The following is a 22686-nucleotide window of genomic DNA, read 5'->3' as shown; positions in this document are numbered from 1 at the left end:
CTCCCTTTTTCTGTATAGGGACATGTGAGGAGTTGCCAGAAATTTTACTGTTAATCTCGGCTTTCGCGATAGCGATTATCGGTGTAGCGCCTGACTACTTTGCGCCAGAAGGCCTGCGCGGCCTCGTTTTCAACATCCTGCCGTACGCGCCAGCGGCCCGGAAACATGTCAAAGATATGGTGCGCAACTACCTGCCCTAATCCTTGTTGACGATATTTGCGCAGTATAAAGAATTCAACCATGCTATAGGTAGCGGGTTCCTCATCTAGCTTTTGTACCAGTACGAAACCAGCAAGCTTCTGCTCCACGCGGATCAAAAACGGAAAGCGTTTCTCTTCGGTCCAGTAGTGATCTAAATAGGGATAGTCGAAGAGACCGTGGTCGCCAATATTCCTGGAGGTGAATTCAGTGTAATCGTACTGACAGAGCTCTAGCAGGTTTCGGACGATAAATTTTTCCTCGCGTGCCGCAAGATTGATTTCAACCTTCATACTATAGGCGCCTTTTCATGTATCTATTCAGACAGTGTGGATGCGAATCTGGCAAAGGCTGATTGTGGTTATTGCTTGATGCGTTTATGATAGCGCATCAAGCAATAACGATGCCTATGGGTAGGATTTCAGGCTTCCCTGGCCTGACGCATAATTTCTTTGAGCTGGTCGTAGTGCATCTGACCATGCAGAATCCCAAGCGTGTAGCAGCCAATGGCATTCATGGGGCCGATAAATGGTACGCGTGTAACTGTTGTGCTGAGATCGGGATTGTCGGGCCACGCGTCCAGATAGGCGTTGCAGATGCGGGTGCATTCGCGCAGACGCGCCTGTAGCTGCTCAACCGTGGTGATGCTTTCCCAGGGTGTTTCAGTGTGGAAGCGTTGTTCAATCGTGAAGCCGCGTGCGAGCAAGGCGGAGGTAGTTGCTTGCTCCTCTAGCGAGGCTGTCAGGTGGGCGATTACATGTCCCAGGGTCCAGCCGTGCTCACCTTCACCGGCCTGAGGATCCTCCGGTACCAATGTGACGGCCGCGTCCGTCGCCTGCGCGATAATGGCCTGGATGTTGTTAAATAGTTCACTGGTTTCTGTACGTAGCTCGGTGTGGCTGATGGCACTGGTGAGATCAGTGTACGAGGCTGTCCCTGCGCGTAAAGCTGCAAAATCAATCTGTAACATATACAAAGCTCCATTATTAAATGTTGTAATGTTAATGAATAGATTTTATCCGGATTAACACTACCTCTCTTATATATGCACAAAAAGCATCGCATTGCCAAATGCCCCGGAGCGTGGGGAACGCAGGCGTCCCCATATTCTGGTTTTGTGGTGGTGCATCAGAGGCGCATTCGCGCCTCTGATGCACCACCACAAAAATGGTCTCTGTACCTGTATCTGTTATGTAGTGGTGTAGGGACGCATCGGTGCCCCTACACCACTACATACAACTTATTTATGGATGGGTGTTGGTGTTGGTGTTGGCGCCTTGAGTGGCAGGTTGAAGCCCCAGTCAAGCAGTTGAGGCGCATCTGTAAAGCGATCGTTTTTGTCTTTTCCCTGTAAGAGTACGCCGATCAGGGTATGCTTGGCATTCTTGGCGGCAAATACCAGGCAGGAGCCGGCCTCAAGGGTGAATCCCGTTTTGACGCCGATGGTGCCTGGATAGGCTTGCAACAAGTCATCAGTGGTGTCCCAGTTGTAGGCCCCATGGTCGGCGGTAGCCGGTAAATGGTAGTGCTGGATCTGTACGATCTGGGCGAATATGGGATTGCGCAGGGCGTAGCGGGTGAGTTGGGCCAGGTCGGCCGCGGTACTGTATTCGTTGGGATCGGGCTTTTTATCGGCCCCGGTGTAGTATGTCAGTCCGTCTGGATTGATGTAGTGGGTGTTGTTCAGGTGTAGCTTGTGGGCATAGGCGTTCATGACCTTGACAAAGTTGGCGGGTGAGCCGCTGATAGTGTCGGCGATGGCGATGGCCGCGTCATCTCCGGAGGGAAGCAGCAGGCCATAAAGGAGATCGATCATGCGTACCTTGTCGCCTGCTTTGAGGTCGGCGGTACTGCCAAAGTTGTCCTTTACCTCTTTGACCGCATCATCTTTGACGGTAACAATCTGGTCCGGCTGGCTTTTCTCCAGCGCGATGACCGCGGTCATGATCTTGGTCGTGCTGGCTACGGGCAGGCGTTCATTGCCACGGACGTTGTCCAGGACGTCGTTGGTGTCGGCATCCAGTAAATAGGAGACGGGGGATTTAAGCGTGGGGGGCGTCTGCCCGCTGGCGCTTAAAACCGGTTGTGGGGTAGGTGTAGGGGTGGGATTAAGGCTGCCCAGTATGGTAGGGCCGATGGGAGTAAGAAGCATCAGCGGGATAGTCAGAAGGAGTTCCAGGGCGAGCATAATTAAGACTGTTGCAACGACGGCTCGTTTCATCTGAAAATATTAACCTCGTATTCTAGCCATTTTGTTTATAAGCGTGATTTGACTCTTGTCTTGTAGGGCACATGAGCGCCCCCGTACGGGCGGCCGCTGCGCGCCCGCGCTAGTTGTGAGAGTTGGTGCGAAGGGGCGCATTCGCGCCCCTTCGCACCAACTCTCATATGACTGTGGGGCACCGAAGGTGCGAAATAAGGCTGTAGAGCGTCACAGGTACGAAATAAGGCTGTAGAGCGCTACAGGTACGAAATAAGGCTGCGGGGCACCGCAGGTGCGAAAGCCCGGTTTTATAGATACTTATATATACTCTATAACGAGCATAAATTTGTTTGTCGATATTACATCATAAAGCGTAGAGGGGCTAGAATATGCTCACTAAGCTTTGTATACCAGGGCCGATGATGCCAGTCTTCAGCGCGAAGCTCGATCACATCTTCTGTATCGCAGGCGAACAGACGCTCCATTTGCTGCGCGAAATCTGAACTATAGATCTCCAGGTTAATCTCGTAGTTGCCGATGGAGCTCAGACGATCCAGGTTGGCGGTTCCAACGGTGGACCACTGGCCATCAATGGTGCAGGTTTTTGCGTGCAGCATCGTGTGACGATAGCCCAGAATGTGGATGCCCGCGTCTAAACACTCGCTGAAATAGCTATGCGAGATCCAGTCGGCGACCACGTGGTTAGATTTCCAGGGAACGAGGATGCGCACATCGACGCCACGCTGGGCGGCCGCCTTTAATGAGTCCAGCAGCGATCCATCGGGTACAAAATAGGCGTTGGAGAGATAGATCGAGTGTTCGGCGCGATTAATGGCTTCGATATACATATCTCGAATGGGGAAGGTCAGGCGCAGGGCATCGTTGCCATGCAGATTGATCAGGGGATCAAATCTGCGCTGGTAGCGATGCTGGATGGGATGATGCCTGGGACCAAAGCGGTTCCAGAAATCAACAAAGGAGTGGGCAAGCTCGGTTGTGGCTGGCCCCTGGATGCGCAGGTGGGTGTCGCGCCAGGAATCGGCATACAGGCTGCCGATGTTGTAGCCACCGATAAAACCTGTCTTGCCATCTACGATCAGCAATTTGCGGTGATCCAATGCATAGTGACGCGGATCAATAACGTGCTGATACGAACCAAGGGCCTGGTACTCTATCAAATGGATGGCAGGATCAAAAGATTTCTTAAACTGACGTGGCACCACCAGGTTCCCGATCATATCAAAAATAACATAGACCTCGACGCCTTCGGCCGCTTTGCGGGCCAGGTGCGTCTTGAAGTCCCAGCCAGCTTGATCGTCTTTCCAGATATACGATTCGATGTAGATGCTTTTTTCGGCCTGGTCAATGGCCTCTAACATCGCGTTATAGAGATCTTTCCCATTACTGTACAATTGGAGGCGGTTAGCGCCCACCTGCACCTCTTTGAGCTCTATGGTGGGAAACTTATGCAGATGTTTTTTGCGGTCGCGGATGGCCGAGATCGTGAGCAAAATTCCTGCCGTTAGAACCTGGGCCGAGAAGATAGCAATTATGATGTTGCGAATCAGTCTGGTCAGTGAGAAGTTTTGCCACCAGCGCTCCCACACAGATATATTGAGCTGTATTTTTTTTGTTGGGATGCTGCGCCTGCGCCTTTGCATCTTCACCCCGATTTTTTGAATTTTCATTAATGCTTCAATCTATTATGGATGTATCGCGACAATAATATAAGATCATTAGTTGCTATTATAGCATGGAACAGCAGCTCGGACGCAAAAATAAGGGATGGGAGGGGGAAGAATAGGGTAACATAAACCGCCCACACTTTCTCTAACGATTAGCGAGCCGCATGACCAGCTCCATTATTGGATACGTTGAATGGGCCAGATCAATACGTCGAGGTGTTGGGAGTAGTAAAGCAAGGGATCCGTGTCGGGTAGATGAATATTGTGCGAGGCGGCCATGGTGTCGCGGGTGGTTTCCATTTCGGCTGGCTGAAGCGGCCAGGGAAGATGGTGGATATCGGCTCGGTAGAGGTGAGAGCCTAGATTGGTGTAGAGACAATAGCGATCGGTGAGCCAGGATTCGATCGAGTGCCGCTGCGCATAGTTGACCTCTCCGGTCGGTCGGTAGCGTCCGATAAAGTCAGCGGATGGAGCTCCCCTATGGGTACGTTGACTACGGTAGTTGATAGTATTATCGATGCGCTGTGTTCGCATCAAGGCATTGTAGTATGGCAGATGGAAGATCGAGCGCGCCAGGGCCACGGCGATAGGATTGCCCGCCTCCAGGCTAAAAAAGTAGACGCCGGGCCGTCCATCCAGTGATACATAGGTGCGCACATTTAGTTCTGGAAACGCTGAGAGCGCGGGCACCGCGAAAAGTCCCCGTGGCCGGACATCGCTCATGCGGAAAGGGACGATCCCTACCCAGGCCTCACCCTCGAAGGTATCGACCTTAAAGGCTGGTGGCATTAAGGCCTGCAGACTGGCGGGGGCGATTGGCCAGTGCGCGAAGAGCAGTTCATGCCAGCTCTGCTTCATGATCCAGGGTCCCGCTGGCAATGGATAGTTGCGATGCTGAGTCGTATGGAGAATCTCTTCCGTGCGCACGTGTCATTCCTCTCATTGGTCAGGGGATACCCGGAAATCCCTCTTGTGGCTGGACGCGAGGCGGGCATGCCGTGAACATGACTCTCCTCGCTCCATCCCCCCTGTTTGTGTTGTGTTTAGCGAATCTGTGGCTGATAAGGACCACTGATACGCTCAAAGCGTGGACGATAGCGCTCCTCGTGATAGTCGGCCGGGTCGACACGACGGGCCGGAATATCCTTGCCGGGAATATCTGTGACGATGTATTCTCCGTTACGATGCGCGGCCATCACATTATGCATCCCTTCGCTAACCTTACTCATGACCAAGTTGGCAAAGTGGATCGCGATATCTTTATCATACACTTCTGGCTCGCCACTTCTCAAGAAATAGGTCAGATCGATCGGCAAGAAGCGTACCCCGGAGATACGCTCGGTTAGCTGGTCCGCCAGGAACTCCGCCACATTGGCTTTTTTCTTGTGACCATAGGCGTCGGCCTCACCGACGGTGGGTACCGGAACACCCATGTTGGCACCTTCGGACATGACGACGAATGAATACCCTTCGGGATTCTGTCGGTCCTTCATCACCAGGTCAGCCAGGCGATCAATGTTAATGGGAACTTCCGGGATAATCAGGCGATCGGCCCAGGTCACGGCCGCCGTTTCGAGCGCGGTAAAGCCCGCATCTCGTCCGAACATACGGAACAGCACGGTCTGACGATGGGAGCCCGCGGTTGAGCGGATACGGTTGATGAACTCTCCGGCGCGGCTGATGGCTGTCTGGAAGCCGATGCAGTAATCGGTGCCGGGTACGTCATTATCCATTGTTTTGGGGATGGCCCAGACGGGAATGCCGGCGGCTGCTAGCTTGGAGCCGTAACTCAGCGTGTCATCACCGCCAATCGCCACCAGGCCGTCAAGGCCCAGAAACTCCAGGTTGGCGATAACCTCTTTCGTCAGGTCGACACGCTCTTCGGGTTGGTGTCCTTCTCCATAAGATTTCAGATGGGGAGGTAGCTCGCTCACACGCATATTGGCAGGATTGGTACGTGAAGACTGTAGTATCGTGCCGCCCTGACGGTCGATGCTGCGGGTGTTCAGGCGTGTCAGGGGCATCAGATAGCCATCCTTCCAGGTGCGGGGATCCTCCTCCTGGAAGATCAGAGCCTCCTGTCCCTGTGACCGATCCAGGAAGGTGATCCCTTCCCAACCGGCGCGTAAGCCCATAACGCGAATACCCATTGTCTCTGCGCGGTACACTAATGCTTTAATTGCAACGTTGAGCCCTGGCACGTCGCCGCCACCGGTTAGCACGCCGAGCGAGCGAATGGGGCTTGATACATGTCCTGGCATGGAAAACCTCTTTTCAACTGAGACTTACTCTCTATTACTTACGCCCCCCGACCGCTTGTGATGGCGGTCCGGGGGCGTTTTCCGTCCACTCTTGATGGTGAGAAGCGTTTCCTCACCACAAAGATGTATAGAGAAAATTATATCACTCGTGTCGATCAGAAACCTGCTATCGGCATAGAACTATATCACGATTCATTGCCGCTTCTATGTGTGGTATTCACACATTTAATAGCGGTCCGAAATTTTTTTGTCCTTGCATTTCTTCTATGACTGTTGTATCGGTCCCTTGCAGGTATACAGTATCAATCGCTCCCCTGCTTTTTATGGTACCCGGCATACCAAAAGTTCATTGGTTGTTTATGGGTTGGCGCAGTACAACGGGTAGCTGCGAAGGCAGCTACCCGTTGTACTGCGCCAACCCATAAACAAAAATATGCACGTTGAGCGGACTATTTGTGTTGCAATGCCTGCCAGGCGGGACCTTCAGGATAAGCGTACTCGTGAAGTGAGGAGGGATGCATGGTGATGCTATAGCCGGGGGCGGTAGGGGGCATGTAGTGTCCGTTGTGAATAACAACCGGGTGCTCGAAGTGTTCGTGCAGGTGATCGACGTATTCCAGGATGCGGTTCTCCAGGTTGCCACTGATGCAGATATAGTCGAGTAGTGAGAGATGCTGGACATATTCACACAGCCCGACGCCGCCAGCATGGGGGCAGACTGGGATGCCGAATTTCGCCGCCAGCAGCAGCACGGCCAGCACTTCGTTGACGCCACCCAGTCGGCAGGCGTCGATCTGACAGAAGTCGATTGCCTTTGCCTGCAATAGCTGTTTGAAGATGATGCGATTCTGGACGTGTTCGCCGGTGGCTACCTTTATAGGCGCGATGGCGCGGGCGATCGCGGCGTGCCCCAGGATGTCGTCGGGACTGGTTGGTTCTTCGATCCACCAGGGATCGAACGGCGCCAGTTGTCGCATATAGGCGATCGCCTCTGGAACATCCCAATACTGGTTGGCATCCATCATCAACCTGCGGTCTGGACCGATGATGCCGCGCATGATGCGGGCGCGCCGCACATCGTCGGTCAGGCTGGAGCCGACCTTGAGCTTAAAATGCGTCCATCCCTGCTCGCTCGCCTCGCGGCAGAGCGCCTCGATCTTCTCATCGCTATAGCCGAGCCAGCCGGCCGAGGTGGTATAGGCCGGATATCCTATCAGCTGCATCTCTTGCTCGCGTTCAGTTTTGCTCAGTGCCCGCTCTTGTAGGATGTGTAGTGCTTCATCGGGGGTCAGAGCATCGGTGAGATAGCGGAAATCGATGCAGGCAACCAATTGTTCCGGTGTCATATCCACCAGCAACTTCCACAATGGCTTCCCTTCCGTCTTCGCATAGAGGTCCCAGACCGCGTTAATCACGGCCGCCGTTGCCAGGTGGATGGCGCCCTTTTCCGGACCGATCCAGCGCAACTGGCTATCTCCGGTCAGCAGGCGCCAGCAGGCGGCCATATCGGTGGTCAAGGATTCCAGTGTCAGTCCAACCAGCATGGGCGCCAGCGCCTCAATGGCGGTTACACAGATCTCGTTGCCCCGACCGATGGTGAAGGTCAGTCCGTGACCTTCCAGACCTGGCTGGTCGGTATAGAGAATCACGTAGGCGGCCGAATAGTCCGGGTTTTTGTTCATGGCATCCGATCCGTCGAGCGCCAGCGAGGTGGGGAAGCGAATATCATGTGTCTTGAAGTGGGTAATGGTGATCGGGGTGGTGGTCACGGGCTTTATTCCCTTCACTAAAATAAGTATGACTCATTTTTAGCATGGTTATGGATTGATAAATAGTTATGTGCGCTGTATTCCCCACATGCTATATCGGTAGAGCTTGCATGAGCCACGCTTAATGCACGTTTCTTTTCACATACTACCATATGGATATGCTTGCTGACAAGCTAAATTGGAGAGTTACAGTTAAGGTGGCTCCAGATGTGCATAGTTGGATCAATTTTATGGGCATATAATAAGTATGTCTTATTTTACATCACAGATTATCTTTGACGTGCTCAGGCGGCGGCGAGCAGAATGTGGAAGACGCTGCCCTTACCCGGTTCGCTTTCGGCCCAGATGGTGCCATTGTGGAGCTCTATGATGCGCTTGCTGATAGCTAATCCAAGTCCTAATCCTCTCACTTCACGAGTCAGGCGCGTATCGACACGGTGGAATACCTCAAAGATTTCGTTCAGGTGTTGCGGCTCAATGCCTATGCCGTGATCGCGAACCCATATCTCGACCATACGTTGATTATAAGCGGTTGCGGTGCCGTGTGCCTGAACCTGGTCTCGGGCATTGGTGGGCGGCATGGTTGGCAGTATTTGATCCATGCTTATCGTGCGGACTCCCACCTCGATGGTTCCTCCGTGTGGCGAATAGAGCAGGGCATTTTCTAAGATATTCTTGAGCACTTCCCTCAGGCGTTCGCGGTCCGCATAGATGAACTGGTGTGGGGTTTCCTGCCCTTCGGTGCAGCCGGTAATCTCGAACTGAAAGACGGGATGGGGATCTGTGGGATGGCTGTGCTGAAAGCGCAGCGAGTGCTGAGCTGTGTCGCGGACATCTGCCACCACTTCTTTGATAAGCTGGCAGAGATTCACCTGCCTCTGTTCCAGGATAATAGGCTCCGCCTCAAGCTGTTGGACTTCGATGATCTGATTTATCAGCACCTCCAACTGTTCACTGGCCTGCTGGATGGCCTGCAGAAATTCCAGGCGTTCCCACTTTCTCAGGCGTTGTTCATGCCGCACCAGGGTCGATGTATAGCCTTTGATCGCTGTGAGAGGGGTCCTTAATTCATGGCTCAGGGTCGTGAGCAGATCTATGGCGGACCGGTTTTTTTCTTCTATCATATCTCTCATCCACCTCCTCCTTCTCGTGATGCTTTTTTGCTTGTTGTAGTTCTCAAAGTTGATCATTGGTGGAGCAGTAACAATGAAATCTTTATGGGTTGCGAAAATTCTATTTGCCGATATGGGCTAGTATAGATTTCAGTACTCACAAAGAGAGCACAGAGCGTATTACACTATCACAATGGCATCACAGAAAATGTAGCGGTTGAATATTGGTAAATGTATATACTTAAGCTTGCTCTAGTAATGATTTATAGTGTTACATATATATTATAAGTAATATATTGATGGGTTTAAGGTGGGAAGCGGTACTGTGGCTGCGCTATACGAGGTGAGTTTTTATGGTTTCAACGGCGACCAATAATTCTGATTGGAATGTGGATACATCCAGGCGTGGGGCTGCCTTCGCCCGCACAGGCATGGCGTTGATGCGCGAAACCGATGAAGGACGATTAATTGAACATATAACCAGTACCTGTTGCGCGGTGGCAACGGCGGAGATGGCGGCCTGCTCTTTGTGCGCCGTCGATGTGGACGGGAAACCGGTTGATTCAGAGGATGAGAGCTTTTTCCATATCGTCAGTGTGGTGGGTATTAGTGATGAGCAGCGCGCCTTCGCCCACTCCGTCCCTCTAGGGAGCATTGGTCTGTTACGCCCTATTTTTAAGCATGGGTTCCCGGTGCGCATCGATGATATTCTGGCCCCCGATCTGACCGCTTATTGCGCGTATTTGACAGAGCGTGAGGCCAGTGGTGATATGTTTAGCCCACATGTGCGCGATCCGCGCTGTGCCGAGTCGTCGCAGGCTCCCTTGCCTCCCGAACACCCTCCTATACGTAGCTTCCTTGGCGCTCCCATGCTGAATTCTGATGGTGCCGTTATCGGCGCTTTACTGCTCGGACACTCACAGCCAGGGCATTTCTCTGCCTGTGATGAATTGCTGGTGACTGGCCTGGTAACGGTAGCGGCCGCGTCCCTTGAAAATATCCGTTCATGCCGTCGTGTGCAGTTGTGCGCCACGAATCAGAAGGTACAGCAGGAAGTAGAGGCGCAAAGGTCCGTTTTGCAACTCATCATCGATGAAATGCCTGGTCGCATCTACCTGGTGCATGGACCTGAAGCGCGCCTGGTGTTGATGAATCGCGCGGCCTCTGCTTTATGGCAAGGTCAATGGATGGCGGGTCAGCCATGGGATGAGTTTTTGCGTCAGAGCCAGATTATGATCTTAGATGAAAATGGCGTTCACATTCCTTTGGAACAACTGGCTATTATGCGGGCGATACAGCAAAGGAAAACGACATATCGACGACTGGAAAAATTACGTTACGCCGATGGTCGCTGCGTGCCCATGAATGTGAGCACCTCTTTGATCGGTATTCCACGCTGGCTGTGGCCTACGATGCGCAATGTTCTCTCTTTACAAGATCGGGGACCTTTAGTCGTTGTTGTGCATCAAGATATAACCATATCGATCGATGTCGAGCGTTTGAAGGATGAGTTTATTGATATTGCGGCCCGAGAGCTCCTCGCTCCCCTGTCAACCTTACGCGGCTGCACGCAAACCTTGATGCGGCAGTCTAAACGCGGCCGTGGGGCTACGCTGACTCACGGGCAACTGGAGGCCATTGAGGGTATTGAACAAGCGACCGCTAGCATGGCCGAGCTTTCCAATCATTTATTGGATGTTACACGTCTACAGGCGGGCTGTCTGAACATACAGCCGACGCCACATGATTTACTCGCTCTGGTGCGCCGGGTTGTTCAGCGTGTCCAGCCAACCGCTGCCAGGCATCAACTCAACATCCGTACTGTGCCGGATCAACTGTTAGTGGAGGTTGATGTCGAGCGTATAGAGCAGGTTCTGACCAATTTAATTCATTATACGATCACGTATAGTCCCACTGGCGGTCCCATTGACCTGGACATCTCGGTAGGTCTTGAAGCAGCGCATGTCGGTGTCGCGGTTGTGAGCATACAAAATCATGGACTGTGTATTCCTCCCGGGCAGCAAGCCGGGATGTTTAAGCGTTTCAGTAGCGCCCGTGATGCTCACAGCTGTACCGGTACCGGACTTGAACTCTATCTTTGTCGCGCCCTGATAGAACTGCATCGCGGCCAGATCTGGTTCGAGTCGTTTGAAGACGACCGACCCACATGCACCTTCTACATTACCCTCCCCATTTATTGTGAAGAAAAATCTACCACCTGCCGCCTGCCAGATATCGGCTAGCCAGTCAGAGATTCCCCTTTGTTCTTTGATTGGCACGGCCTGTGGTACTTGTCAGCTAAATTTAGGTTAGTGCCGCCTGTAGCCTGTGCACCTATGATGCGCAGCAACCAATCTTCTGTTGGAGCAGGGTGCGCAGGTGCGCACCCTGCTCCAACAGAAAAAACAGCGCGGCCGCGCCAGCGGCCGCCCATGCGGGGGCGCTGACATGCCCCTATTAAGACAAAAGAGTAAGACACCTTCTTACCCCTTTCTAACCTCTGGTTGGTATCCTTCTTTCAAGGTGAAAAGTGATAGAGATAAAAGATAATTCCTTTCCACCAAAGATGTTTTTTTACAGCATCACACCGATGTGATCGTCATGCAACAGCAATCTCATCCCAGAGCGTATCTGACTCTCATGATGATGGCTTGCGGCCAGCGTGGGTTTTCGTACCTACCTTATGGTGCTCAACAGCCTATTGTGTGTTGGTGCAACTGGGGCGCATCCGCGCCCCAGTTGCACCAACACACAAAACCGGTGCGGCCGCGCAGCGGACGCCCATGCGGGGGTGCTGATATGCCCCTATATGACGGGGGTAAGGCACATTCTCAAAATTTGTCTTACGCTCATGCTCATCGCTTGCGGTATGGATGAGGTTTCGCACCTGCGGTGTTCACGAGTCCGTTGTGTGTTGGTGCAAGGGGTGCGTATCCGCGCACCCCTTGCACCAACACACAAAACCAGTGCGGCCGCGTAGCGGACGCCTGTGCGGGGGCGCTGACGTGCCCCCAGGGTGACGAGGGTAAGACACAGTCTCAGAGACATGCATATATGTTGTGGCAAGCGCATTGATGAGCGCGAGCATTAGAAATACGAAGGATCGATGATGAAAGAACAGAATGTCGTCGCGGTCAACACCGAGGCACTGCCAGCGAACCGCTGGGCGCGACTAATGCCCCTGGCATTTATTACATATAGTCTTGCCTATCTTGATCGCGCAAACTTTAGCTTTGGAGCGGCAGGAGGGTTGGAGAAGACGCTGGGGATTACCTCGCTCATTTCTTCCTGGCTGGGAGCGCTTTTCTTTTTAGGATACTTCTTTTTTCAGATCCCTGGTGCCAATTTCGCGCAGCGCAGGAGCGCCAGGATGCTGGTCTTCTGGGCCCTGATCGCCTGGAGTATCCTGGCGGCGCTTACTGGCATTATCACTAATGTGCCGTTACTGATGATCGACCGTTTCCTCCTGGGTGTTGCTGAGAGCGTCGTTTTCCCGGCGATGCTGGTCTTTCTGACGCACTGGTTTACCAAGCGCGAGCGTTCCCGTGCCAATACCTTTCTGATCCTTGGCAATCCGGTAACGGTCTTATGGATGTCGGTTATTTCTGGCTATCTGATTCAGGCTCTGGGCTGGCAGTGGATGTTTATCCTGGAAGGGGTTCCTTCGCTGATCTGGGCTTTTATCTGGCTCAAGCTAGCTGATGATTGGCCCAGAGATGCCGCCTGGCTCTCACGTCCGCAGGCGGAAAGCGTCGAGAAAACTCTGGCGGATGAGCAACAGGGATTGAGCCAGGTCAAGAACTACTGGGCCGCTTTCCGTACCGGACGTGTTATCTTGCTCGCGCTTCAGTACTTCTTCTGGAGCATTGGCGTTTATGGTTTTGTTCTCTGGCTGCCCTCAATCATCAAAGCGGGCTCGAATCTCAAGCTTGGTGTGACGGGGTTACTCTCCGCCTTGCCTTATCTGCTGGCGGCCATTCTCATGCTTGTCGCTTCGTACTTTTCTGATCGCACGTTGCAACGCAAGTTGTATGTCTGGCCATTCTTGCTGGTAGGTGCCGTGGCCTTCATGATATCGTATTTTGCTGGCCCCGGAAATTTCTGGTTGGCTTTCCTGTTCCTCGTCATCGCTGGTGGGTGCATGTACGCCCCATATGGTCCATTCTTTGCCATTGTGCCTGAGATTCTGCCCAGCAATGCGGCTGGTGAATCGATGGCGCTGATCAACGGCATGGGCGCGCTGGGTTCATTTATTGGCGCCTTCTTCGTAGGCTGGCTCAATGGTATAACAGGCGGCTCCGGCGCTGGCTTCATCTTTATGGCCGCCTCACTGATTTTGGCGGTAATACTGACCATACTGGTTAGAATGCCCAAACAACGCAGCCTTGAAGTAGCCCCTGGCGACACAGTGGAATCACAAGCCTCCAGACCCGCTTAACTGACAGACGAAAGAGGAGTATACTTAAGTTTTCGCTCTATGGTACTCAGCAATCCATTATGTGTAGGTGCAACCTACAGTGAGCAGCAATCCATTATATGTAGGTGCAACCTACAGTGAGCAGCAATCCATTATATGTAGGTGCAACCTACAGTGAGCAACAATCCATTATATGTAGGTGCGATCTGCGGTGCGCAACAATCCATTATATGTAGGTGCGATCTGCGGTGCGCAACAACCCATTATATGTAGGTGCGATAGGGGCGCGAATGCGCCCCTATCGCACCTACATATAAAAAAACCGGGCGGCCGCGCATGCGGCCGCCCATACGGAGGCTATCACGCCCCAGAAAAAAGTGTGTCTGACACCCTCATCAAGCTTTACACTGCCACTGGGTCCAGCGGAAACCGTCGTTTTTAAACAGCTCATAGGCAGCACGGGCATTGGCTTGTGGATCAAACGGTGACTTGCCAGCCTGTGAGGTGCCGTTCCAGGTGCTGGGATAGAGGATCTGGAACAGACCGGAGGCGTAGCTGCCGCCGATGGCCATACTGTTGCGTGCATTTGGATTCATGGTTGATTCACATTGCGCGATACGCATCGCCTGGTCGGAATACTGACCAAACACGCCGCGAATAATGCTGGCCAGGTAGGTCTCATTGGTCGCCGCATGCGTGGTCGTGGCTTGCATGCCCATAAATGTCCCGGCCAGTGTAAAGGCAAACATCACAGCCAGCGCGATTCCCAGTAGACGCTGTTTGAAGGATCGGATTTTTGGCGTTGTATTCATAGTGTTTTTATGTGTATTGTTCATGGTTTCTCCAGTGTATTTGCTTGAAATCAATGTAGATACTCCTCCTTACAGTCCGGTACACTGTTCTGTCAACCTGTCAGGACATACATACATAATAATGTATGTACCAGAGCTTCCTCTTCAGTGGCCCACCCGGTGGAGTCGTGGACACGACTAACCTGTGTCTATAGCATATGGGAAAAGGATTCCCTGTTGTCGTCTAAACAGGAAAACGAAATTGGGAAACTGGTATTTCTTTGTGAATGTCTATACCCTGGTCCAGATCCGTCGCATCCTACAGTCAAATCCTGGGGGCAAATGATCTACTACTACTGCGTGCTCTACGATAACGGACTACTGTGAGTATGACTCAAATTTGTTGATTGAAAACAAATTGTATCGATGTCTGGTATCTCGTCGATATCTCTGGAGGAAATTGTGCTTGCACTTCTAGTTGAGTGATATCAATAGTATGCAATCAATGATTTATACAGTCAAATCTTATAGGTACTTGGTACTATTTTTTTAATTTCCAGGCTTTCCCTGTGCTCAGAAACACCTGTGAACCTTTAACAGTATGCAATCCTGGAAGCAAGCTGTCAATTTTATAGCTACTTAGTACCTGTCAATGTTTTTTAGTGGCTCGTTCCCGCTCAAAAACATTTGTAAACTGTTACCAGTATGTATTCATAGAAGCAAGCTGTCAATTTTACAGGTACTTAAGTAATGGTGTTCTGTAGCATGGCGTTGTGGTATTGATATCCGCACTCAGCGTGGATATCAATACCACAACGCCACACAACACAAAAAGGAACGAGATCCTATGAACAATAGGACCTCGTTCCTTTTTGTGTTGTGTGGCGCTTTATGCTTACTGGAGCAAGCCTTCGCTGCCCAGAACTTTGTTCAGGGTTTCGCGTTTAATGCGATAGGCCTGACGTGCATTGACGTGAGGAAGCACAACAGCTTCGAGCGCGCCCTGTTTGACCCAGCGACGAACAGTGGTATCATCCACGCGAAGAATCTCGGCCACTTCTGATACGGTTAAAAGATCACTCATTTGTTTAAGACTCCCTTTTGGTTTTGTATATTCGTTCACTCATTTTTATCTATATTAGATCAAAATGGTGTGAAACATTGTTGTAATTTGTTATTACGCGCACATTGTATAACAATGTTATGAAATTGTAAAGCCGTGATAACTTACGTCGAACGGGACTTGCTACATCCACCCTTTTGTGACTTAGAAGCGCAAGGAATAGTATGTCAATGTGGTAACGCGAAATGATCATTAAAACGACTTGATAAGCGCAATCAGAATCTCTTCGGCATATCTTAGCAAAGCACTCGATCCTGGCTGAAAGACGGGTGTCTGAACCGAATATGCTATACCGCGAGTTGGAGACATGCTTTTCAGGGGATGTCGTAGTGGAAAGCTATCATAACTACATTTCATTATATCACATTCTTTAGTGATTGACCTTCCTATGCTTAAGGAAAATACTTTCTTATAGAAGGTGCCTTATGCGAATAATAAACCCTTGTAATCATGTATTATATGCAACACAGAAGAAACAAAAAGGCTTGCTAAATGTACAAATATAGTAAAAAAGCATTTATATTCTGCCTCTGTTGTGGCAATTTTAAGGACCTGTCATTAGAATGCTTGATTTTTATTTGATTTGGATGTCTTTTCTGGATATCTCCGCCATGTGGGTGGTAGCACACACTTAAGGCATGAAAAAGCCAGCGCCCGACGCTGGCTTTTTCATGCCTTAAAATATAGCTATGAGTCATCCCGGATTTTTGAAAAATCCGCAAAACAGGTTCAGCGCTCCCAAAGCGGGTGGTGCAGGAGGGCGGCGAGCCCTCCTGCCGGGGTGTGGGGCAAGCATGCTGGGGGCATGATAGTCCCCACAAAAACGTCTTTTTCTTTTTTTTCGCGCCGCCGTAGGCGGCGCGAGAGGAGAAGGGAGAATATGGGGACACCCCACACCTCGGCAGGGAGGACCCTGCACCCCCGGTTTTGGGAACTTTTTCAAAAGTTCGGGATGACTCATAACAAGAAGACACATTGTATCCCGGCGCGCCGGGATACAATCCTCCTCCCTTATTTGTACTGGCTGGTGTTAGCGCAGGTCGAATTGTTGTTGATGTAGATGGAGCCCCAGTCATCTGGTGGGGTCAATCCCTGCGCGTTGTCAACCACACCCACTACACAGGGTTTTCTCACCGAGGTGGAGATCTCCTGGGCGGTAGGAATCCAGGCGACATCGTTGATCAGCGCCTGCTCAACGGTATTGTACTGCTGCATGCGCTCGGTGCTATTGGTATTGGCGTCCGCCTTCACCATCAAGGCCTGATTGGCCTGCTGCTCGGAGGCGTATGGTTGCTTATTCTGACCATAGTTCATACCATTTTTGGAGGCACCGTTCCCAAAGAGTAGCGTCAGCCAGTCCTGCGGATCGGGATAGTCAGCGTACCAGTCGGCATACCACATCTGGATGCCCTTTGGATTGTTGGCGGCCGAGTTGGCCTCATCCAGCAGGGTATTAAAGTCGGTGTCGCGCACCTTGACATCGATACCCAGTGCGTTTTTCCACATCTGCTGCATGGCGCTGAAGAGATTGGCGGTATCCGACGATCCCTCGGTCGCAACCGTGAAGACCACCGGTGGGAAGTTGGCCCGGGTATAGCCCGCCTCTTTCATCCCTTCCTCAAACAGCTGTTTGGCTTTGGTGGCATCTCCTTTGGTGTCCTTAACGCCCTGTGGACCGGTCAGGTTTTCATTATAACCTGGCATGCCCTGGGGGACGATATGGTTGGTGGCGACATTGGCATCTTTCTCAACGTTGTGTGCCAGTGCGTATTTGTCCAATGCCAGCGCGAAGGCCTGGCGGATCTTGATATTGTCAAAGGGTTTGGTCAGGTAGTTCATGGCGATGAAGTCGATGGCCAGGATCGGCACCTGGTGATACTGGTTGTCGGGTAGCGCTTTGGCGGTCGAGACCAGCGATGAGGGGACACCTGTGGCGTCGAGCTGGCCGTTCTGATAGGCTTGATACGCTGCCTGGCTATCTTTGTAGAAGGGCTCAACGATCTTTTTCAATTTAGGCATGGCCCCATAGTAATATGTATTGGGCACAAATACGATCTGTTTGCCGTGGTCAAACTTCTGCACCTTCCAGGGACCGGCGCCGCCTCCCTCGTCCAGGTGATCGGTCCAGCTTTTGCCATACTTGTCAATGAGCTTGCGCTCGACTACGAACGAGGTGTTGTATGTCAGGGCCTCTAGGAAGTAGGCGGCCTTCTGCGAGGTTTTCAAGATAACCGTCTGATTATCAGGGGTAAGGATGCTATCATTGATCAGGGTGTTGATCTTACCCGCGCTGCGCTTATCCGAATCTTTGAGTAGCCCCAGATAGGTGCTGGCAACGCCCGAACCAACCTGGGGATCCAGCGCCCGGTCAATGCTATAGGCGACATCTTTAGAGGTCAGGGGGGTGCCATCGCTAAATTTCAGGTTGGGTTTCAACTTGAAGGTCCAGGTTAAACCATCCGCGCTGTTTTCATAGGATTGGGCGAGCTGTTTTTGTACCTCAAGCTTGTCGTTGAGGGATACCAGGCCGGTAAAAACATTGCTGATGGCGTTGATGGAGGGGATATCGCCAGCCAGGGCGGGGTCAAAGGTCTTGAGGTCCGCGCGACCGGTGATGGGTTGGATTAAAATCTGCTTATCATCTGAGGCTTTGCTGCTGTTAGTATTAGAATTGGTGGTAGCCGGCGTTGTACCGCCGCAGGCGGCGAACAGCACGGCCATGATACACAGCAGGGCTGGAATCAAACGGCGACTCGACAATGCATGTGATTTCATGAGCGTCTCCTGACTCTACGAGGTGAAAATTTCGGGCTGAAATAATTCCTGTTCCAAAACTCTTCACCGTATACTACGCTTTTGCATGATTAAATCTCTCACATAATATAAATACATATAGAAGTATAGACAACATAGCCACAGCATATGCCCAAAAAATGGAGCACTTTTCTATCCTGCACGATCGCACTGGTACGTTGTGCTGGCGCGGCAGGGGTGCATCTGCGTTCCTGCCGCACCAACACAACGCAGACATCTAAGCACTGTAGGTGCTCACGAGACTTTTTTATGTTGATGCATGGGATGCGCATCGACGCATCCCATGCATCAACATAAAAAACAATGCGGCCGCGCAGCGGACGCCTGTGTGGGGGCGCTTACGTGCCCCGGGGTGATGGGCGTAAGGCACATTCTTAACATGGACAACATTTTGCCAGATGCTATAATGAAGCCAAAAAGAATAAAAGAAGGTATATGATGGTTAATAGAGAGGATATTAAGCGGGCGGCCCGGCGCGTGGCCGCTTATGTGCGGCCAACCCCTGTCATTTCGCTGGAGAGTGGTATCTGGAACTGTCCCGGACACCTTTCATTGAAGCTGGAGCAACTCCAGCATTCAGGCTCGTTCAAGGCGCGGGGAGCCTTTAACCGCCTTCTGTCGCAGCCGGTTCCCCCGGTGGGCGTGATTGCTGCTTCCGGTGGCAACCACGGAGCGGCTGTGGCTTACGCGGCCCAGCAACTGGGACATCGCGCGGAAATATTTGTGCCCGAGATTTCGACGCGCGTGAAGGTGGAGCGTCTGCGCTCGTATGGGGCTGATGTGCATATTGTCGGGGCGACATACGCCGATGCATGGTTTGCCAGTGAGCAGCGGGCCAGGGAGACGGGCGCGCTGGTGGTTCATGCCTATAATCAGCCAGAGGTTGTGGCGGGCCAGGGAACCGTTGGTTACGAACTATCGCGGCAGCTGCCGGACCTGGATACACTGCTGGTGGCTGTGGGCGGGGGTGGCCTGATCGGTGGTATCGCCAGCTGGTTTCAAAATACGGTGCGCGTGATTGGCGTTGAGACCGAAGGGACGGCCAGTATGTATCGGGCTTTACAGGCCGGTGCCCCGGTCGATGTAGATGTTCATGGCCTGGCGGCGGATGCTCTGGGGGCAAGACGCGTAGGTGAGCTGGCCTTCGAGATCGCGCAGCGCTATGTGGAACGTGTCGTGCTGGTGGACGATGAGGCTGTGGCCCGCGCCCAGCTGTCTTTATGGAACGATCTGCGCCTGGTGGCTGAACCCTCGGCGGCGGCTGGCATCGCGGCCCTGCAGGCCGGTGCTTACAGGCCCGCGCCCGATGAGCGCGTCGGCATCTTTATCTGCGGAGGCAATGCCCAGCTGGAAGCCTTCTCGATCAAGTAAACATCTTTGTATCAAAAGAGTAGCGTGCTCAGAAGTTGTTCTGTCCACGCTAGCCAGTTTTTTGCTGAACATCTTTCTGGGGTGTGGAGTCTTCCCCTGGCTTGGGTAGCCATTCTGCCCCCCAGCGTTCGATGGCTTCAACGACCTCGCTGAGGGCCTGACCTTTCGCAGTCAGTTCATATTCAACGCGTACCGGTATCTCATTGAAGACCGTTCTCTTGATGATCTCTTGCTCTTCCAACTCGCGCAAACGTATGGAGAGCACACGGTCGCTGATATGACCAACCATGCGCGCGATTTCACTGTAGTGGCACGGCCTCAGCAACAATACTTTAAGGATGAGTGGCGTCCAACGCTTGCTTATCAAGTTGGCCGCCTGCTGATAGCGTGTGCACATCGGCTTGTCTTCTGCCATGATTTATAAAACCCCCCACATATTTTAATCGTAGCTATTCTTTTATTATACTAACATAAAATTAGTAACTTAACAAATATTAGATCAGTGTATTACCACACTTTTATTAGAGGTGTTACTCACAATGAGCGTGTCAGACTCCCGTCACCCTGGGGCCACATGAGCGCCCCCGCACCCGCGTCCGCTGCGCGGCCGCACCGGTTGTGTGTTGGTGCATCGGGTGCGCATCCGCGCACCCGATGCACCAACACACAAAGGACTACTGAGCACCGCGAGTGCGAAAACCGATGCAGGCCCCAGGCCATCATCATGAGAGTCAGACACTCTCTTATCTTGACTTTGTACAAAGGTAGCAAAGTGAGCTCGCAGAAGAACGACAATCGAGGTCCTTTCTCCGCTCAACGAGCGAAAAATGTACAAAGTCGAGCTTATGGTGTGTTGGTGCAGCAGGGGCGCACCCGCGCCCCTGCTGCACCAACACACAAAAACAATGCGGCCGCGCAGCGGACGCGCGTGCGGGGGCGGCCACGCGCCCCTAGGGTGATGGAAGTCTGACACGCTCTTTTAGGCGGACTGGTCGGACAATTTGACTGGTGAAAAAGATCATCCTCAAGGCATGGTGATGCATGTCATGGGGATGGTTTTTTTTATGTGGGGTGCGCGGCGATCGGCAATGAGAACCAGAAGGTTGAACCTTTCCCCTGTTTGCTGATGAGGCCGATCCTGCCACGGTGGCGTTCAATAATCATGCGGCAGATATAGAGTCCCAGTCCCAGTCCCGCGCCTGAGCCATACTGTACTTCGATGCCTTTGGCGCGGTAGAAGCGCTCCCAGACATGCTCCTGGGCTTCTGGCGAAAGGCCGGGACCCTCATCGTGTACCTCTACATGGGCCTGGCCCTGGCTCGTTTTCAGATAAACATTCACCTGGCATTCCAGGGGAGAATATTTAAGCGCGTTGGTGATGTAGTTATGAATGACCTGGCTGATGCGATCGACATCAGCATTGATAGGTATGGATTGGGTGTCTGGTAGGTGCAGGTTGATTTGTCTGTCCAGCGTTACCTTCTGCAGATCCTCTACTGTGGTGTGTACAATCTCTTTTAGATCTGATGGATGCAAGGTAATGACAAACTTATCAGCGCGAATGCGCGAGGCGTCAAGCAGATCACCGATCATACGATCCAGCGTCAGCGAGCGGCTTAATATCTCCTGTAGTGGCTGCTGAATGCGCTCATTTTCGCTCAGCATCGATACTGCGATGGTCTCGACGTCCTGTTTCTTTAGCTTCTCTATGCGGCGTAATACCAGCTGTACATTGCCATAAATACCGGTGAGGGGTGTACGCAATTCATGACTGGCGATGCCAAGGAAGGTGTCAAAGCGATGATTGATCTCTTGCAGGGCCATCTCATTGGAATGCGCCTGCGCCCATTTACCTGATAGCCGTACCCGTTCAATGGCCAGTGCATTGAGCTTGGCGATGGCTTTGACTACGGCGATTTCCTCCTGCGTGTAGGAACGTTTCTCATCCCGGTCGATAAAGCAGACCCCGATAAGTTGCGTTTCCATTAACATTGGCGCTATCAGCACGTTAGACATTCCGAATGTGGAGCGTTTTTTAAAGGGATCTTGTCTCAGGTTACGCACAAGAGTTTGATTGGCATAGAGTTTTTGGATATCCGCTTCATCAAAGTAGTCTGCCAGGGTTGATTGGTTGACTTCTTTTTTTGCCGCCATGACCAGGTCTTCCGGAAGGCCGCTCACTCCTGTCAATTGCAGATGCTGGGAAGGTGTTAATAATGAGATACCAACCAGACGGCATTCAAGGACCTGGTGGAGAAACTGCGTCAGGTGTTGCGCGGTTGACTTCTTGCTCGGGAAGAGGTTGCCGTTCTTCTCATCCATGTGAGAAGCGCGGTCAGGGATGCGCACGATCTCTTCGGCGACCACGAGTAGCGATGCCAGGGTCTGCAGCGCCTGGCGCGATTGTTGGCGCTGCTCTGTGACGTCTCGGAAGACACATACACCCCCTACCATCTTTCCATACTGATCATGAACCGGTGAGGCGGCTATGTTGAGCTGCCTCTCGTTGCCAGATGGCATCCGCATAATGATATCCTGCGTTTGATCGCTGCTGTGGCCGTCCGAGCCGCTCATGACGTGGTTGAGCCAGAGTTGCTGCGCAATGAGTTGCTTTCTATTTTCATCAAAAATGTGGTAGCGATCAAAAAGCTGGAAGCACTTATGACCTATCACATCCTGTGCTGAATCACACTCAAAGAGGGAGAGCGCGGCCGGATTGATGTGGAGTACCTCTCCATCCAGATTATAGATAAGAACCGCATCTGTAATAGCTTTGAATGCGGCTTCGAGCCACTGGGCCAGTCCCTTTACTTTCTGATGCGCTCCTTCCCTATGAGGATTATCTGTTGTCTTGTTCATCGTCTCTCTTCTCTCATGTAACGCGTAAAGTAGTCAGATCGATCTGCTATAGTATTGACAGAATTTATGACCTTCGCGTAGCA

The 22686-nt window shown here is 52.1% G+C and carries 16 protein-coding genes; 3 read left to right on the top strand and 13 right to left on the bottom strand.

The window, feature by feature from the left end; all coding sequences use genetic code 11:
• Positions 1 to 50 precede the first annotated feature (50 nt).
• The 8 genes from KTT_RS29410 to KTT_RS29375 all read right to left on the bottom strand — a co-directional run bounded on the left by KTT_RS29410 (position 51) and on the right by KTT_RS29375 (position 9240).
• Positions 51 to 491 carry a GNAT family N-acetyltransferase gene (locus KTT_RS29410; RefSeq protein WP_126601254.1) on the bottom strand — a complete coding sequence of 147 codons (441 nt, stop codon included), beginning with the start codon at positions 489 to 491 and terminating at the stop codon, positions 51 to 53.
• A 128-nt stretch (positions 492 to 619) separates the two neighbouring features.
• Positions 620 to 1168 carry a DinB family protein gene (locus KTT_RS29405; RefSeq protein WP_126601253.1) on the bottom strand — a complete coding sequence of 183 codons (549 nt, stop codon included), beginning with the start codon at positions 1166 to 1168 and terminating at the stop codon, positions 620 to 622.
• A 270-nt stretch (positions 1169 to 1438) separates the two neighbouring features.
• Positions 1439 to 2419 (bottom strand): D-alanyl-D-alanine carboxypeptidase family protein, encoded by a 981-nt coding sequence (locus tag KTT_RS29400; protein WP_126601252.1) that lies wholly within the window; start codon positions 2417 to 2419, stop codon positions 1439 to 1441.
• A gap of 341 nt (positions 2420 to 2760) precedes the next feature.
• Complete coding sequence (locus KTT_RS29395) at positions 2761 to 4089, bottom strand: phospholipase D-like domain-containing protein (RefSeq protein ID WP_126601251.1); 1329 nt, start codon at positions 4087 to 4089, stop codon at positions 2761 to 2763.
• A gap of 174 nt (positions 4090 to 4263) precedes the next feature.
• Positions 4264 to 5013 carry a YqjF family protein gene (locus tag KTT_RS29390; protein ID WP_235845911.1) on the bottom strand — a complete coding sequence of 250 codons (750 nt, stop codon included), beginning with the start codon at positions 5011 to 5013 and terminating at the stop codon, positions 4264 to 4266.
• Between the two features lie 116 nt (positions 5014 to 5129).
• Complete coding sequence (locus KTT_RS29385; RefSeq protein ID WP_126601250.1) at positions 5130 to 6347, bottom strand: 6-phosphofructokinase; 1218 nt, start codon at positions 6345 to 6347, stop codon at positions 5130 to 5132.
• 449 nt (positions 6348 to 6796) lie between these two features.
• On the bottom strand, positions 6797 to 8029 hold the full coding sequence (locus KTT_RS29380; RefSeq protein ID WP_126603240.1) for an L-fuconate dehydratase: 1233 nt from the start codon (positions 8027 to 8029) through the stop codon (positions 6797 to 6799).
• A 371-nt stretch (positions 8030 to 8400) separates the two neighbouring features.
• Entirely contained in the window at positions 8401 to 9240 is an 840-nt protein-coding gene (locus KTT_RS29375; RefSeq protein WP_160146211.1) for a sensor histidine kinase, read from the bottom strand.
• 341 nt (positions 9241 to 9581) lie between these two features.
• On the opposite strand from KTT_RS29375, the gene KTT_RS29370 reads away from it, so the two are divergent.
• Positions 9582 to 11471 carry a GAF domain-containing sensor histidine kinase gene (locus tag KTT_RS29370; protein WP_126601248.1) on the top strand — a complete coding sequence of 630 codons (1890 nt, stop codon included), beginning with the start codon at positions 9582 to 9584 and terminating at the stop codon, positions 11469 to 11471.
• An 863-nt stretch (positions 11472 to 12334) separates the two neighbouring features.
• Positions 12335 to 13666, top strand: a complete 1332-nt coding sequence (locus KTT_RS29365; RefSeq protein ID WP_218031041.1) for an MFS transporter — start codon at positions 12335 to 12337, stop codon at positions 13664 to 13666.
• Between the two features lie 374 nt (positions 13667 to 14040).
• Here the strand turns inward: KTT_RS29365 and KTT_RS29360 are convergent, their stop codons facing one another.
• The 3 genes from KTT_RS29360 to KTT_RS29350 form a co-directional block, all read right to left on the bottom strand.
• Entirely contained in the window at positions 14041 to 14481 is a 441-nt protein-coding gene (locus tag KTT_RS29360) for a transglycosylase SLT domain-containing protein (protein WP_126601247.1), read from the bottom strand.
• 850 nt (positions 14482 to 15331) lie between these two features.
• A complete protein-coding gene (locus KTT_RS29355) occupies positions 15332 to 15520 on the bottom strand; it encodes a helix-turn-helix domain-containing protein (RefSeq protein ID WP_126601246.1) in 189 nt (62 codons plus the stop codon).
• A gap of 1050 nt (positions 15521 to 16570) precedes the next feature.
• On the bottom strand, positions 16571 to 18334 hold the full coding sequence (locus KTT_RS29350) for a peptide ABC transporter substrate-binding protein (RefSeq protein WP_126601245.1): 1764 nt from the start codon (positions 18332 to 18334) through the stop codon (positions 16571 to 16573).
• Between the two features lie 474 nt (positions 18335 to 18808).
• Between KTT_RS29350 and KTT_RS29345 the strand changes: the two genes are divergently transcribed.
• Positions 18809 to 19744, top strand: a complete 936-nt coding sequence (locus KTT_RS29345; protein WP_218031040.1) for a threonine/serine dehydratase — start codon at positions 18809 to 18811, stop codon at positions 19742 to 19744.
• 49 nt (positions 19745 to 19793) lie between these two features.
• Here KTT_RS29345 and KTT_RS29340 read toward each other — a convergent pair whose 3' ends face one another.
• Together KTT_RS29340 and KTT_RS29335 are read right to left on the bottom strand one after the other, a co-directional pair.
• Complete coding sequence (locus KTT_RS29340) at positions 19794 to 20159, bottom strand: winged helix-turn-helix transcriptional regulator (RefSeq protein WP_126601244.1); 366 nt, start codon at positions 20157 to 20159, stop codon at positions 19794 to 19796.
• Positions 20160 to 20806: 647 nt separating this feature from the next.
• A complete protein-coding gene (locus KTT_RS29335) occupies positions 20807 to 22603 on the bottom strand; it encodes a sensor histidine kinase (protein WP_126601243.1) in 1797 nt (598 codons plus the stop codon).
• Positions 22604 to 22686: the final 83 nt, after the last annotated feature.

It is taken from the genome of Dictyobacter aurantiacus (assembly GCF_003967515.1).
Classification (GTDB): domain Bacteria; phylum Chloroflexota; class Ktedonobacteria; order Ktedonobacterales; family Ktedonobacteraceae; genus Dictyobacter; species Dictyobacter aurantiacus.
This window is presented reverse-complemented; position numbering and strand designations above follow the sequence as displayed.

What these genes read in the sequence shown, in the direction of transcription:
- KTT_RS29410 (WP_126601254.1), bottom strand. Translation starts at nt 491, where the DNA reads ATGAAGGTTGAAATCAATCTTGCGGCACGCGAGGAAAAATTTATCGTC.
- KTT_RS29405 (WP_126601253.1), bottom strand. Translation starts at nt 1,168, where the DNA reads ATGTTACAGATTGATTTTGCAGCTTTACGCGCAGGGACAGCCTCGTAC.
- KTT_RS29400 (WP_126601252.1), bottom strand. Translation starts at nt 2,419, where the DNA reads ATGAAACGAGCCGTCGTTGCAACAGTCTTAATTATGCTCGCCCTGGAA.
- KTT_RS29395 (WP_126601251.1), bottom strand. Translation starts at nt 4,089, where the DNA reads ATGAAAATTCAAAAAATCGGGGTGAAGATGCAAAGGCGCAGGCGCAGC.
- KTT_RS29385 (WP_126601250.1), bottom strand. Translation starts at nt 6,347, where the DNA reads ATGCCAGGACATGTATCAAGCCCCATTCGCTCGCTCGGCGTGCTAACC.
- KTT_RS29380 (WP_126603240.1), bottom strand. Translation starts at nt 8,029, where the DNA reads ATGAACAAAAACCCGGACTATTCGGCCGCCTACGTGATTCTCTATACC.
- KTT_RS29375 (WP_160146211.1), bottom strand. Translation starts at nt 9,240, where the DNA reads ATGATAGAAGAAAAAAACCGGTCCGCCATAGATCTGCTCACGACCCTG.
- KTT_RS29370 (WP_126601248.1), top strand. Translation starts at nt 9,582, where the DNA reads ATGGTTTCAACGGCGACCAATAATTCTGATTGGAATGTGGATACATCC.
- KTT_RS29365 (WP_218031041.1), top strand. Translation starts at nt 12,335, where the DNA reads ATGATGAAAGAACAGAATGTCGTCGCGGTCAACACCGAGGCACTGCCA.
- KTT_RS29360 (WP_126601247.1), bottom strand. Translation starts at nt 14,481, where the DNA reads ATGAACAATACACATAAAAACACTATGAATACAACGCCAAAAATCCGA.
- KTT_RS29355 (WP_126601246.1), bottom strand. Translation starts at nt 15,520, where the DNA reads ATGAGTGATCTTTTAACCGTATCAGAAGTGGCCGAGATTCTTCGCGTG.
- KTT_RS29350 (WP_126601245.1), bottom strand. Translation starts at nt 18,334, where the DNA reads ATGAAATCACATGCATTGTCGAGTCGCCGTTTGATTCCAGCCCTGCTG.
- KTT_RS29345 (WP_218031040.1), top strand. Translation starts at nt 18,809, where the DNA reads ATGATGGTTAATAGAGAGGATATTAAGCGGGCGGCCCGGCGCGTGGCC.
- KTT_RS29340 (WP_126601244.1), bottom strand. Translation starts at nt 20,159, where the DNA reads ATGGCAGAAGACAAGCCGATGTGCACACGCTATCAGCAGGCGGCCAAC.
- KTT_RS29335 (WP_126601243.1), bottom strand. Translation starts at nt 22,603, where the DNA reads ATGAACAAGACAACAGATAATCCTCATAGGGAAGGAGCGCATCAGAAA.